The following is a 13002-nucleotide window of genomic DNA, read 5'->3' on the forward strand; positions in this document are numbered from 1 at the left end:
AAGGAGCTGATCTGTGGTGACAAACGAAAAGCGGCGTGCGCTGGAACTGTGGCAGGAGATGGCCGCGGCAATGGCGCCGACCGACCCCGAGCAGCCGCCAAGCCCCGAGCAGCTGCGACGCGCCTACGACCAATGGGCCCAGACCCACTTCCCGGCGCCGGCTGACCTGCTCCTCGAGCCGGTGAATGCGGGTGGCGTGCCGGCCCTGTGGGCGAGGATCGACGGCGCCGAAAGCACGCGCACAATCCTCTACTTCCACGGCGGCGGGTACATGATCGCATCGGCAGCCGGCTACGCCAGCACCGCGGCCGACCTCGCCCGCTCCGCCGATGCCAACGTGTTGCTCGTCGACTACCGTTTGGCACCCGAGAACCCGTTTCCCGCAGCGGTCGAAGACGCGGTGACGGCGTACATGTGGTCGATCGCGCGACACGACCCCTCCACCGTGGTCGTGGCGGGCGATTCGGCTGGTGGCGGACTTGTCGCGGCATTGCTGATCGCCCTCCGCGATCGCGGGCTGCCCCTTCCCGCGGCCGGCGTATGCATCTCGGCATGGCTGGACATGACGTTGTCGTCCGAGTCGATCTCGGCAAAGGCCGCCGTGGACCCCATCATGTCCGAGCCGATGTTGCAGGGGATGGCCGCCGCGTACCTGCAAGGCGCGCAGGCTGACTTGCCGTCGGCGTCACCACTGCACGGCGATCTGGCCGGCCTGCCCCCACTGCTCGTCATGACCGGAACCTGGGACTCGCTGACCGATGACTCGACCCGGTTCGCCGCAAAGGCCCGGCAAGCCGGTGTCGACGTGACGTTGGCAGTCTTCGAGGAGATGTATCACTGCTGGCACATCATGACACCCGTGCTCGCGGAAAGCCGTTCTGCCATCGCCGAAATCGGCCAGTTCTGCCAGGTGCATTCAGGACCACTTTCCCGTCCGGTCGAGTCCCGGTGACGGCGGCCCGGCGTCGGCACCCAGTGCGGCCCGGTACTCGCGCTCGAGCTTGGACACCAAACCGCGAACGCTCGTCACCGCATGAACAGCACTGACCGAGTGCCCGGCACTGCGCAGATCCACCCACCGCCGCGACGGGTTTCCCGGGCCATAAAGCTCTGTTGATTGTGCCGGCGACACCAGTTCGTCCAGCCTGGCTGGGTCCAGACCGGCGGCCCTGATGGAGGGCGCCAGCATGTTCGTCGGCAACCCGGTGAATGCCTTGGTGAGCACGATGTCGTCCAGTGAGCACTCGACCAGCATCTGCTTGTAGTCGGGCGAGGCCATCGATTCTCCGGTGGCGATGAACGGAGTGCCGATGTAGCCGAGGTCGCAACCGAGGACGAGCGCTGCCCGCAGTGCGTAACCGTCGCAAACGCCGCCCGCGAGAATCAAAGGGCCATCGAAGAATTGGCGTATCGCCCTGGGGAAAGTCAATGCGTTGACATGACCGGTTTGCCCGCCCGCGCCGCCGCAGAGCAGAATCAGCCCGTCCGCCCCGGCGGCAACTGCTTGTCGGGCGTGCTGAACTGTCGCGACGTCCGCAAGCACGAGAGCTCCCGCGGTATGCAGCGCGGCGACCACGGGCGCGGGGGAGCCGACGCTCGTGATCACGATCGGCACCCGATGGCGGATCAGTGTCTCAACGTCGTGCTCCAGTCGCGGCGAACGCATGATCACGTTCGCCGCGCACGGCGCACTGGCAACTGCGGCTGTGCGATCCGCGATGAAGAACAGCCAATCGTCAAGCTGGTCAACCGATTCGGCATTAGCGGTCGGGAACGCGCCGATCACGCCGGCCGCGCAGGCCGCGGCCACCAAATCGGGACCCGACACCGTAAGCATCGGGGCCGCGATCGCGGGGATCCGTAGCCGTAAAGCGATGTTTTCGGGCAGTCCTGGCATGCGAGTAACCCTCTGAGAGCGATGGCGTGAGTTGCAGTATTTAAGCTATCACTATATATATTTAGTGCGGCGCTGGCCGCGTGATTCCGATCGAAAGCCGAGGTAATTCGCGATGGTTCGGACCGCCACCAGGGTGGCTGTTGTGTCGGGGGGTGGGCAGGGTATCGGCGCGGCAGTCGTCAGAAGGCTTGCCGCCGAGGGATATTCCGTCGGCGTGCTCGACCTCGATGAAGAGCAGGCAGCGGAGGTGGTGGCGGACGTCCAACGGGACGGCGGTACGGCCGTTGCCATGGCCGTCGATGTAGCCGACGAGGCGGCGGTAAACACCGCAATCGTCCGCCTGGTCGAGTTGGTCGGCGCACCGACGGTTGTGGTCAACAACGCGGGCATTACCCGCGATGCGTTGCTGCACAAGATGAGTGCGAGTGACTGGGATGACGTCATCCGCGTGCACCTTCGGGGGGCCTTCCTGTTGACAAGGGCGGTCCGAGAGCACATGGTGCAGGCCAAGTGGGGCAGAGTGGTCAACATCTCGAGCGCATCCGCGCTGGGCAACAACGGCCAGTCGAACTATTCGTCGGCCAAGGCCGGCCTGCAGGGCTTCACCAAGACACTGGCGATCGAACTTGGGCGATTCGGGATTACCGCCAACGCAGTCGCGCCGGGATTCATCGCTACGCGGATGACCGAGGAGACGGCCCGGCGGCTGGGGTTGTCCTTCGACGCGTTCATGGCCCAGGCGGCCGAGAAGATTCCGGTGCGCCGGGTCGGCATCCCGGAAGATATCGCCCACACGGTGTCGTTCTTGGTCAGCGAAGAGGCGGGATTCGTTTCCGGACAAGTGATTTACGTTGCCGGCGGACCTCGATGCTGATGGGGGAGGCAGACCACGGCGACATCGTCATCGTCGACGCCGTCCGCTCGCCATTCGGCAAGCGCGGCGGCGCGCTGGCGGCGGTTCATTCCGTTGACCTCCTCGGCCAGGTGATCCTGGGGCTACTGACGCGCAATGGGCTGGATGGCCATGAGGTCGATCACGTTGTTGGAAGCTGCGTCAGCCAGGCCGGAATGCAGGCATCCAACATCACCCGGTGGGCGTGGTTGAGTGCAGGGCTGCCGGTGCACGTCGGTGCGTGCACCGTCGATGCCCAGTGCGGGTCGTCGCAGCACGCAGTCGCGCTCGGCAAGGCGCTCGTGGCGTCCGGTCAGGCACGGGTTGTGGTGTGCTGCGGAGTGGAGTCCATGTCCGGAGTGCCGATGGGCTCTCCGGTGCCCGCTGACGGATCGCTGGGGAGACCCGTTACGGCGGCCTACACCAGCAGATTCGAATACACGACCCAGTTCGAGAGCGCGGACCGGATAGCGGCGAAGTGGGGCGTGACGCGTGCTGACTGCGACGCGTTCGCCGTGCGGTCTCAAGCGCGGGCGGCCGTCGCGCAAACCAACAATGCGTTCGGCACGCAGATTGTCGGCATCGACGTCCCGGCCCGCGACGCTGACGCCGCCGCTCGGATGGTGGTGCGGGACGAATGTCCCAGGGAAACGACACTAGAGGGCCTGGCCAAGCTGCAGCCCGTCAACCCCGGGGGAATACACACCGCCGGATCCTCGTCGCAGATGTCCGACGGCGCATCGGCGTTGCTGCTCATGAGCAGGCGGACAGCGGCCAAGTTTGGCCTGCGGCCGTTGGCGACCATCGTCGATGAATGCCTGGTCGGCAGCGATCCGGTGCTCAAGCTGACCGGCCCCATCGATGCGACGGCGCGGCTGCTGGGGCGGGACCACTTGACGATCGACGATTTCAGCGTCATCGAGATCAACGAAGCCTTCGCCTCGGTAGTCCTTGCCTGGCTTCGAGAATTCGGCCCCGACGAGGAACGAGTCAATCCCAACGGGGGCGCGATAGCGCTCGGTCACCCGCTCGGTGCCACCGGGGCCGGTCTGATCGCCAAGGCGACGCACGAATTGGTGCGCCGCAACGGCGCGTACGCGCTTGTCACGATCTGCTGCGGCGGCGGGATGGCCACCGCAGCCGTACTGCGCCGCGGGTGAAAATCGAGCGGCTAGGACCGGACGGCGCCCGCTTTTCGGGCGGCCTTACCGCCCGCCGGCCGCTTGATGCCGGTGGCGATCATGTGTGTCAATTGGCGGGCAACCTCAAACGTGTCAATCGGTATGCCGGTGAGTTGATGGCGGATAACGATCCCCAGCTGAATGCCGAAGATCGCCCGCCACATCACCTCCGTGTTGACATCTTCGGAAGCCCAGGCCGAGACGGGCTTCGATACCAGCGGTTGGCGTAGCGCCGGTTCGACAATCTGGCGGTAGAACCGCTTGCCCCGCTCCATCTGAGAAAACACCGCGAGCACGAAAAGGGGGGCGAGCTCGTTGAGAATCGAGATGCCCTTCTCATTGATCGCCAACAGGGTCTCCACCGCGTCTTCGCCGCTATCCGCGATCTGGCCCAGCTCACGCGCCCACGATGTCACCAACGCCGCGGCCGGATCCTCGATTGCTCGTTGGTAGAGCTCTTCTTTGCTGTCGAACAACCGGAACATGAACGCCTCGGTGATACCGGCCGCGTCGGCGATCTCCTTCGTGCGGGCCATGGCCAACCCCCGCTCGAGGAACACTTCTCGAGCGGCCAGGGCAACCTGAGCTTTGCGCTCGGCGGCAGACAGCCGGGCGCCGGGCTCAACGATCGGTGCACCGGATCGCGTCGACGACGTGGCGGCCTGCGGTGACCGCCGGCGCTTCTGAAGGGTCAAGCGCCGCTGATTCCGCATTGGAATGCCCTCACCGAACATGACGGTCAGCGTGCGGGCCACCACTTCGACAGGCAACGGTTGCTTGGCGAAGATTGTGTCGAGCGACAACCCGAAGTGCAATCCGAGGACACCCTCGACGAGGACATCGAGTTCCAGTGAATCAACCTCGAACCCGGTGACGTCGGTGATGACGCCGCCGATCGCTTGGGTGAACTTGGGTAGCACAACGTCGGAGAAGTAGGTGCGACCCGTTTCAGGGACCGAGAACAATGCGGCCGCCAGCAGCGGCGCCATCTCCACCATGCTCGTATACAGCACCGCGTGGAAACGTTCAAAAAGCTTCAGTCGTGACTCGCCGGCCTGTGTCATTTCGGTGACCGCGGAGGCCAGTTGATCCACCAGATCGTCGAGCGGGTCGGTCACCGCGGCTTGATAGATCTCGTTCTTGTTGGCGAACCGGACATACACCAAATTCTCCGTTATGCCCGACCGTTCGGCGATATCGCGGACGCGAGTGCCGGCGAAGCCGTAGTCGAGGAAGACCGATCGTGCTGCGGCGATGATCTGCGCACGACGGTCCTCGGGAGTCATGCGGCGGCGCCTTCGCGAAGCCTTAGCCGCCACTGCGCTCTCCTAATCCCACCAGCGTCCGTCCGACGAAACCTTGCATGCGTATCACGATGATATGACGACTCCGCCCCGACATGGTGAGGGTGCGCGTGTGGCCGCCGGCAATTTGCGCGGCACCATCACGTCCGTGACCCGTGCTGGACGTGAAAATTACTGCGGCACTGCTAATCCGGACGCGTCCTGGACGGGGTCTGGCGCTAGGTGAGTGCTCGGCGCGAGCGCAGACCCTCGGTCGATCGCGCCTCGCAATGTGTACCGACCCACAATTCTTGCCTCGCTTTCGGTGGTGTGGTACCAGTTATTATAGCTAGTACTAAACAAATAGTTTCCGCATGCGCGCTAGCTGCCCGATACAAGAGGAGGACTGTCCGCGGTGAGTCACGGCACAGACGTCGAGTTCGAGAGCCAGCGGTTCTCTTTGATCACCGAACGCGCGTTGGATGGGCTGCGGGCGATGATCGGTGTGAAAATCTCCGACACCGTCGAGCCTTGGTGTTACGAGGTCACCCGGGACAACATTCGCCACTACGCACACGGCATCGGCGACGACAACCCGCTGTGGTGCGATCCTGTCTACGCCGAAAGCTCCTCCCACCAGACGCTTCTGGCGCCGCCGTCATTCTTGTTCGCGCTCAACCGGATCTATTCCGGGTACGTCGGCGGGTTGCCCGGGGTGCATGCCATGTGGTCGGGCGCCGCCACCAAGTGGCACCGGCACCTACGGCGCGGCGACCAGGTCGGGACCGAGGCGTATCTCAAGGACCTCGTGGAGCATCAGACCGAATTCGCGGGCCGGGCCATTCAGCAGATCTACCACGTCGACTTTTATGTCGATGGCCAACTCGTCGCGGAGGGGGACTCCTGGTGCTTCCGCACCGAACGTGACACCGCGCGCGAACGGGGAAAATACCAAGCGGCACGTGAAGCCGAGCCGCGATATGGCTACGACGACATTGCGGCGGTGGCGCAGGCCTACCGAGAGGAGCAGCCACGCGGCGCCGTCCCGTTGTACGTCGATGAAGTGGCGGTCGGCGACACCTTGCCGGTGATGACCAAGGGGCCGATGACGGTGACCGGCTTCATCGCCTACGCGCAGGGCTGGGGTGGTCTTTACATACGAGCTAACCGGTTGGCCCACAAGCAATTACAGCGCCACCCAAACCTCGGCATCCCCGACCGGTTCGGCATCCCGGACGCACCCGAGCGGGTGCACTGGGACGACGAACTTGCGCGTCGGGTGGGCACGCCGCGCGCCTATGACTACGGGCCGGAGCGGGCGTCGTGGCTGACCCACCACATCACCGACTGGATGGGAGACGACGGGTTCCTCGTCGAACACGAATCGCAGATTCGCCGGCACAATCCCACCGGTGACATCGTCAAGATCACGGGAACTGTGACCGCTGTCGACCCCGATGCCGGCCTGGTGACCATCGAGCAGACGGCGCGTCAGCAGGAGGGCGAGCTTTCCGCGAAGGGGTCCGCGGTGGTTCGCTTGCCGGTTCGCAGTACGCAATGACTCAGGCCGCTCGCCAGGGGTATCGGTGGGGCACCGAGGTAACCCAGACCGAGCAGGGGCGGCACTACACCCACCGACCGCGGTGCGTCGCCGACCTGCTGCGGGATTTCGCGCGCTGGGGAGATCGGGCGGTCCTGGTCGCCGGGGATCGCCGGATCACTTTCGCCGATCATCTCGCCGACATCGACGAGGTCGCCGCGGAGCTGCGTCGCCGCGGTCTGCGACCTGGGCAGCGGATCGCCTTGCTGGCCCGCAATTCCGCGGAATGGGTCACTGCGTTCTGGGCCATCGCCAAGATCGGAGGCGTCGTCGCGTTCGCCAACGCCTGGTGGAGTGACGAGGAAGTCGGTGAGGCGTTGCGCCGGATCCAGCCGGCGCTCGTTGTCGTCGACGACGAGTGGTGCGGCCGCACTGCGGTCCGGTGCTGGCCGCAGCTCACGGTCTCGGGGCTAAGGGAACTCGTCGACGGCGAGCCCACCGTCGTCGACGTGCCCGCGCACCTGCCCGACGAGACCGACCCGGCGGCCATCTTCTTCACCTCCGGCACCCAGGGTGCACCCAAGGGGGTCATCCTCAGCCAACGCGCTGTAGTGGCGAACATTCAGAACGTACTTGTGCGGACGCGTCGGCTGCCCGACCGGCTGCCCGACGATCATCAGGGCACCGTGAGCCTGATGTGTCTACCCCTGTTTCACGTCGGCGGGTTTCAGACCCTGGTGTCGGCTCAGTTGTCCGGGGGCCGGCTCCTGTTCTTGGAGGGGCGTTTTGACGCGGAGGAGGTGTTGCGCCTGATCGAGCGCGAGCGGATCACCTTCTTCGGCGGGGTGCCCACCATGATCTCGCGAGTGCTCGACAGCCCACGCCTGCAGCACTACGACACCTCCAGCCTCGTGTCCATCGCCATGGGCGGCTCGCTCGTGGTGCCGGAGCTCGCCGAAAAGATCGCTCGTGCAATGCCTTCGGCGCGCCGCAACATCGCCAGCATCTACGGGCAAACGGAGTCCGGCGGTGCGCTCACGGCGGCGGGAGGTACTGACCTGCTCGACCGGCCGGGATGTGTCGGAAAACCCTTGCCCACAACGGAGATAATGATCACGAACCCTGACATTGACGGAGTGGGTGAGGTTCTGGCCAAAGCGCCGACGTTGATGTCGGGATTCCTGAACGAAGGCGAGGCCACCAATCCGATCGACGACCAGGGCTGGTTGCATACCGGCGACCTGGGTCGCCTGGACGCAGAAGGCTACCTGTACATCGTCGGACGCTCGCGCGACATCATCATTCGCGGGGGAGAGAACATCGCTCCCGGACATGTCGAGGACCGCCTCCTGCAACACCCAAGCGTGCGCGACGTCGCCGTCGTCGCGCTGCCGCATCCGACGCTGGGTGAAGAAGTGGGTGCCGCCGTCGTCGTCAGAGCCGGCGACGAGGTTGATGCCAGCGATCTTCGGGCCTTTGCCGCAACCACTCTCGCCCACTTCGAAGTTCCGTCTCGATGGTGGCTCGGTACCGAGCCGCTACCGCTGGGCAGCACTGGAAAAGTCGTAAAACGTGAACTGGTCGAACGATGGGTCGACACTCCAATCACCATCGGAAGAAAGGAAACTCGCGATGACGCATCTTGACGGCCGAGTGGCCATAGTTACCGGCGCAGGCCGGGGTATCGGTCGGGGTGAGGCGTTGGCCCTAGCGGCCCAAGGGGCGAAGGTCGTCGTCAACGACCTCGGCAGCGCCTGGGACGGGCAGGGGGCAGACCAACGACCGGCGGCGGCGCTGGCTCAAGAAATCGTGGAGGCCGGCGGGGAGGCGGTGGCCAACTTCGACGACGTCACCGACCCCGACGGTGCCGAGAACATGGTTAGCCAGGCACTCGATGCCTTTGGGCGACTGGACATCCTGGTCAACAACGCGGGAATCCTGCGCGACGGAATGGTCTTCAGCATCGACCCGAAAGACTGGTCGGAAGTGATCAACATGCACCTGATGGGCCATTTCCTGCCCACTCGCGCCGCATCCCGACACTGGCGCGCCGAGAGCAAGGCCGGCAGGACCAGCCATCGGGCGGTCATCAACACCACCAGCGAATCCGGTCTGTTCGGCAACGCGGGACAGTCGAATTACGACGCCGCCAAGATGGGCATCGTCGCGTTTACCGTCGCGGTGGCGCGTGAGACCGCCAAGTACGGCACCACCGTGAACGCCATCGCGCCTAGAGCCCGTACTCGGTTGACTACCACGACATTCGAGAACTCGGCTCGCGCGGGGGAATTCCAAACGGCGGAGCAGCCATTCGACGCGATGGATCCGGACAACATCGCACCGTTTGTGGCATTCTTGGCCACCGACATGGCGGCCGACATCACCGCGCAGACCTTCATCGTGTGCGGCGGGGCCGTCGCGCACGTCAAGCTGCCTCAGGTCAGCGACATCGTCTTCAAGCAGGGCAAGTGGACCGTCGACGAATTGGCGCAGCGGCGCGACGAGCTCTTCAAGAACCTCGGGGCGGATGTATATGAGGGTCCCCGCGGCTACGCCCGGCTCCCGAGACAGTGAGCCGGATCCTCATGCCGCTGAATCACGAAGCCGTAGGAATCACGACCGATCCCGTCCGAGTCGATTGGACGACAAAGGACACCATCCTCTACGCGCTGGGCGCCGGATGCGGGGTCGACGCCCTGCAATTCACTACCGAGAATTCCAAAGGCATCACGTTGCAGACGTTGCCATCGATGCCCGTCGTGCTCGCGCGCACCCCAATCCTCACCATGATTGGTGACATCGATTGGACCAAGCTCGTTCACGCCGCACAGCATGTTTCGTTGCATCAGCCGCTGCCGCCGAAAGGATCCGCGAACAACGTGGCAACGGTGACCGGCATCTACGACAAAGGCAAGGCTGCCATTGTCGTCACGGAAACGGTCGGACGAGATGCCGGCAGCGGCGAGAAGCTGTGGACCTCCACGATGCATCTCTATATTCGGGGGGCCGGCGGCTGGGGCGGCGAGAAAGGTCCGTCGCTGAGATCCGAACCACCGCAGCGCCAACCAGACGCATCGGTCACGGTGGCGACCGCCGAAAACCAGGCGCTCATCTATCGCCTGTCCGGCGATCGGAATCCGCTGCATTCCGACCCCTCGTTCGCGCGTGCGGCGGGCTTTGATCGGCCGATACTGCACGGGCTCTGCACATTTGGCGTCTCGACCCGTGCCATCGTCGAGACCATGGCCGAAGGTGACGCCGCGAACGTGGTTTCGATCGCCGGCTCGTTCGCGGCGCCGGTCTTCCCCGGTGATCCGTTAACCGTGGACATGTGGCGCACGGATGAGGACAGCCTGACGTTTCGTACGCGCGTCAAGGACACAGAGGTCATCACCGGCGGAACATGCCAGTTTGCATCGGGCGAACTCCGCCCGCGAACCAGCCGAAAGGAGCCAGGATGACCCAGATACCCCTCGTCGACTACCTCGTACTCGACAGCACGCCCCACCTCCGCGCACACTGCTGCACCACATGTGAGGCGCTGTATTTCGATCGCCGCAACGCGTGCGCATCGTGCGGAGAAACCGGCTTTGCCTGGCGGGGCTTGTCGAATACCGGGCGCGTGCGCGCGTACACGATCGTCCATCGTGCCTCCGCGTCGATACCAACGCCCTACGTATCCGCGATCGTCGACCTCGACGGTGGCGGCATCGTCAAGGCCAATCTGGTCGACGTGCCCGCCGACCCAGCCAGCATCGAGGCCGTTCGCGACGTCGAACTTACGACGTTCGTGATCGACTCCGACGACGACGGGAACGAAGCGGTCGGTTTCGGCTTCAAGCAGATCGGAGAGAGGCAATGAGTTCTGCAGATGTGTGGATCGTCGGAGCGGCCATGACAAGGATTGGCCGCTACTCCGACAAAGACGTCATCGATCTGGCCAGTGAAGCCGCGTTGAGTGCCCTGACGGACGCGTCGATCGCCATGTCGCAGGTGCGGATTCTGGCTTGCGGCAATGCCTATGAGTCGAATTCGGGCGTCGCCCAGCGACTGCAGAAGCAAATCGGCCAGACCGGCATTCCCGCCTACAACGTCTTCAACGCGTGCGCCACCGGCGCTTCCGCCGTGCGACTTGCCTTGATGGCCATCAAATCCGGCGAATGCGACGTCGCCCTGGCCGTCGGGGCTGAGCAGATGGGCAAGATGGGTTTGCTCGGAAGTAAATCCAAACGCGGTGATCGGAAATCGTTCGTGCCGAAGGGTCGATACGCGGGCGTGCTACCGACCGAAGGGTTGCTGGGCACCCAGTTGATGCCGGGCGTTTTCGCCCAAGCGGGACTGGAATACGCCCTACAGCACGGAGTGACCCGCGAACAATTTGCGATGGTCGCAGTCAAGAACCACCGCAACTCCGTCCGCAATCCCTATGCCCAGTACCGCAAAGCGTTCTCGCTGGAGGAGATACTGCAGGCGGACGAAATCGCATACCCCAACACGCTGCCGATGTGCTGTCCCACCGGCGACGGCGCCGCCGCGGTGATCCTGGTCTCCGACCAAAGGTTGGCCACGCTCGATCCCGACGTGCGGCGACGAGCGGTCAAGGTCTCGGCTTCGGTGCTCACCACCGACCCCTGGACGGAATCCGCACAGGTGCAGCCGGATATCAACACGCTCACCCGCAACGCCGCGGCACTGGCCTACGAGGTAGCCGGGATCGGCCCCGAGGACCTGAGCCTGGTCGAGCTTCACGACTGCTTCGCCACCGCCGAATTGCTGCACTACGACAACCTGGGCCTGTGCGCGCCCGGCGCCGCGGGAGAATTCATCTCCTCGGGTGCCGCCGAGGCCGACGGCCGGACTCCGGTGAACGTATCGGGTGGTCTGTTATCCAAGGGACACCCCATCGGCGCGACGGGCGTGGCCGGACTCTACGAGATCACGGCCCACCTGCGCGGTGAAGCCGGCGAGCGGCAGGTTCCGCAGGCGAAGGTGGGGCTGGCGCATGTCATCGGACTGGGGTCGGCCTGCGGGATTCACATCCTCGAGAAACGCGCCGCATAGCCGTGAAGCGAACGCTTTTCACGAGCGATCACGAGGACTTTCGTGCGATGATCCGCACGTTCCTCCAACGCGAGGTGGTACCGAACTTCCCCGAGTGGCTTGATGCCAAGCTGGTGCCGCGCGACTTCTTCCGCAGGCTGGGCGAGCTCGGTGTCCTCGGCATGAACATCCCCGTCGAATACGGAGGCTCGGGCGCGGCGGGCTACCTATTCAGCGTCGTGCTCCATGAGGAAACCGCGCGTGCTCTGGTTCAGCTTGGGCCGCTGCGCTGTCACCTCGACGTTGTGATGCCGTACTTCCTGGCCTACTGCAACGACGAACAACGCCAGCGGTGGCTACCACGATGTGCGACAGGCGACATGCTGACCGCCATTGCCATGACCGAACCCAACACCGGGTCCGACCTTGGTGGTATCAAGACGGTCGCCGTGCGCGACGGCGACGAGTACATCGTCACCGGCGCAAAGACATTCATCACTGGTGGCATCCAAGCCGATGCGGTGATCGTGGTTGTTAGGACATCGAACACCGATGACCGCCGCGGCGGATTGTCGTTGCTCGTCGTCGAAGACGGCATGGCGGGCTTCACAAAGGGGAGAAACCTCAGCAAACTCGGGCTGCCGGTTCAAGATACCGCCGAGCTGACGTTCGATCACGTTCGGGTTCCGGTCACCAACCTGCTGGGCGATGAAGGCGAGGCCTTCCGCTATCTTGCGCACAACCTCGCCGGCGAGCGACTCGGCGTCGCGCTCAACGCGATCTCATCGGCGCAAGCGGCGCTTGACGTCACCGTCGACTACGTCAAGCAACGACAGGTATTCGGCAAGCAGCTGAGCACATTTCAGAACACAAAGTTCGAGCTCGCCACGGTGGCCACGGAGATCGCTGCGGGCCAAGCGATGTTCGATGCGGCTGCGGTCGCCCATGAACAAAAGCAACTGGATGCGGTCGACGCCGCCCAGGTCAAGCTCTTTTGCTCGGAGCTGCAGGGCCGCACGCTCGACCGTTGCCTGCAACTGTTCGGCGGGTACGGCTACATGTTGGACTACCCGATCGCGCGCCTCTACGCCGACGCGCGTGTCACCAGAATCTACGGTGGCACAAGCGAAGTCATGAAGACCATCATCAGCAAATCTCTCGACTTGTAG

General features: G+C 64.4%; 12 protein-coding genes. 10 read left to right on the forward strand and 2 right to left on the reverse strand.

Features of this window, described 5'->3' with window-relative positions:
- Positions 1-13 precede the first annotated feature (13 nt).
- Positions 14-952: an alpha/beta hydrolase gene (locus G6N55_RS22415; protein ID WP_085219858.1), complete on the forward strand. Its 939-nt coding sequence runs from the start codon at positions 14-16 to the stop codon at positions 950-952.
- On the opposite strand, the gene G6N55_RS22420 is transcribed toward G6N55_RS22415, so the two are convergent.
- Positions 917-1897 (reverse strand): NAD(P)H-dependent flavin oxidoreductase, encoded by a 981-nt coding sequence (locus G6N55_RS22420; protein WP_085219857.1) that lies wholly within the window; start codon positions 1895-1897, stop codon positions 917-919. The two genes, G6N55_RS22415 and G6N55_RS22420, sit on opposite strands and share 36 nt — an antisense overlap.
- A 112-nt stretch (positions 1898-2009) precedes the next feature.
- On the opposite strand from G6N55_RS22420, the gene G6N55_RS22425 reads away from it, so the two are divergent.
- Together G6N55_RS22425 and G6N55_RS22430 are read left to right on the forward strand one after the other, a co-directional pair.
- Positions 2010-2771: an SDR family oxidoreductase gene (locus tag G6N55_RS22425; RefSeq protein ID WP_085219856.1), complete on the forward strand. Its 762-nt coding sequence runs from the start codon at positions 2010-2012 to the stop codon at positions 2769-2771.
- A complete protein-coding gene (locus G6N55_RS22430; RefSeq protein ID WP_085219906.1) occupies positions 2771-3949 on the forward strand; it encodes a thiolase family protein in 1179 nt (392 codons plus the stop codon). Before G6N55_RS22425 ends, G6N55_RS22430 begins: the two co-directional genes overlap by 1 nt.
- An 11-nt stretch (positions 3950-3960) precedes the next feature.
- Here the strand turns inward: G6N55_RS22430 and G6N55_RS22435 are convergent, their stop codons facing one another.
- Positions 3961-5256 (reverse strand): TetR/AcrR family transcriptional regulator, encoded by a 1296-nt coding sequence (locus tag G6N55_RS22435; protein ID WP_085219855.1) that lies wholly within the window; start codon positions 5254-5256, stop codon positions 3961-3963.
- 412 nt (positions 5257-5668) lie between these two features.
- Here G6N55_RS22435 and G6N55_RS22440 point away from each other — a divergent pair, with 412 nt between their 5' ends.
- Genes G6N55_RS22440 through G6N55_RS22470 form a run of 7 tightly spaced genes read left to right on the forward strand, consistent with a single transcriptional unit; the run spans position 5669 to position 13002 of the window.
- Positions 5669-6814 carry an FAS1-like dehydratase domain-containing protein gene (locus G6N55_RS22440; protein ID WP_197747367.1) on the forward strand — a complete coding sequence of 382 codons (1146 nt, stop codon included), beginning with the start codon at positions 5669-5671 and terminating at the stop codon, positions 6812-6814.
- Positions 6811-8439, forward strand: coding sequence for a class I adenylate-forming enzyme family protein (locus tag G6N55_RS22445; protein WP_085219854.1), 1629 nt, complete (start codon positions 6811-6813; stop codon positions 8437-8439). The genes G6N55_RS22440 and G6N55_RS22445 overlap by 4 nt, the downstream gene beginning before the upstream one ends.
- Complete coding sequence (locus G6N55_RS22450; protein WP_085219853.1) at positions 8426-9367, forward strand: SDR family NAD(P)-dependent oxidoreductase; 942 nt, start codon at positions 8426-8428, stop codon at positions 9365-9367. Before G6N55_RS22445 ends, G6N55_RS22450 begins: the two co-directional genes overlap by 14 nt.
- 11 nt (positions 9368-9378) lie before the next feature.
- Positions 9379-10254, forward strand: a complete 876-nt coding sequence (locus G6N55_RS22455; protein ID WP_085219904.1) for a MaoC/PaaZ C-terminal domain-containing protein — start codon at positions 9379-9381, stop codon at positions 10252-10254.
- Positions 10251-10655 carry a Zn-ribbon domain-containing OB-fold protein gene (locus tag G6N55_RS22460; protein WP_085219852.1) on the forward strand — a complete coding sequence of 135 codons (405 nt, stop codon included), beginning with the start codon at positions 10251-10253 and terminating at the stop codon, positions 10653-10655. The genes G6N55_RS22455 and G6N55_RS22460 overlap by 4 nt, the downstream gene beginning before the upstream one ends.
- Positions 10652-11854, forward strand: coding sequence for a thiolase family protein (locus tag G6N55_RS22465; protein WP_085219851.1), 1203 nt, complete (start codon positions 10652-10654; stop codon positions 11852-11854). Before G6N55_RS22460 ends, G6N55_RS22465 begins: the two co-directional genes overlap by 4 nt.
- A gap of 2 nt (positions 11855-11856) precedes the next feature.
- Positions 11857-13002 carry an acyl-CoA dehydrogenase family protein gene (locus tag G6N55_RS22470; RefSeq protein WP_085219850.1) on the forward strand — a complete coding sequence of 382 codons (1146 nt, stop codon included), beginning with the start codon at positions 11857-11859 and terminating at the stop codon, positions 13000-13002.

This window comes from Mycobacterium florentinum, from assembly GCF_010730355.1.
Taxonomy (GTDB): Bacteria; Actinomycetota; Actinomycetes; order Mycobacteriales; family Mycobacteriaceae; genus Mycobacterium; species Mycobacterium florentinum.

Excerpts from the sequence above, each read along its gene's own strand:
- G6N55_RS22450 (WP_085219853.1), top strand. The coding sequence starts at position 8,426 with ATGACGCATCTTGACGGCCGAGTGGCCATAGTTACCGGCGCAGGCCGG.
- G6N55_RS22420 (WP_085219857.1), bottom strand. The coding sequence starts at position 1,897 with ATGCCAGGACTGCCCGAAAACATCGCTTTACGGCTACGGATCCCCGCG.
- G6N55_RS22460 (WP_085219852.1), top strand. The coding sequence starts at position 10,251 with ATGACCCAGATACCCCTCGTCGACTACCTCGTACTCGACAGCACGCCC.
- G6N55_RS22430 (WP_085219906.1), top strand. The coding sequence starts at position 2,771 with ATGGGGGAGGCAGACCACGGCGACATCGTCATCGTCGACGCCGTCCGC.
- G6N55_RS22465 (WP_085219851.1), top strand. The coding sequence starts at position 10,652 with ATGAGTTCTGCAGATGTGTGGATCGTCGGAGCGGCCATGACAAGGATT.
- G6N55_RS22435 (WP_085219855.1), bottom strand. The coding sequence starts at position 5,256 with ATGACTCCCGAGGACCGTCGTGCGCAGATCATCGCCGCAGCACGATCG.
- G6N55_RS22455 (WP_085219904.1), top strand. The coding sequence starts at position 9,379 with ATGCCGCTGAATCACGAAGCCGTAGGAATCACGACCGATCCCGTCCGA.
- G6N55_RS22425 (WP_085219856.1), top strand. The coding sequence starts at position 2,010 with ATGGTTCGGACCGCCACCAGGGTGGCTGTTGTGTCGGGGGGTGGGCAG.
- G6N55_RS22445 (WP_085219854.1), top strand. The coding sequence starts at position 6,811 with ATGACTCAGGCCGCTCGCCAGGGGTATCGGTGGGGCACCGAGGTAACC.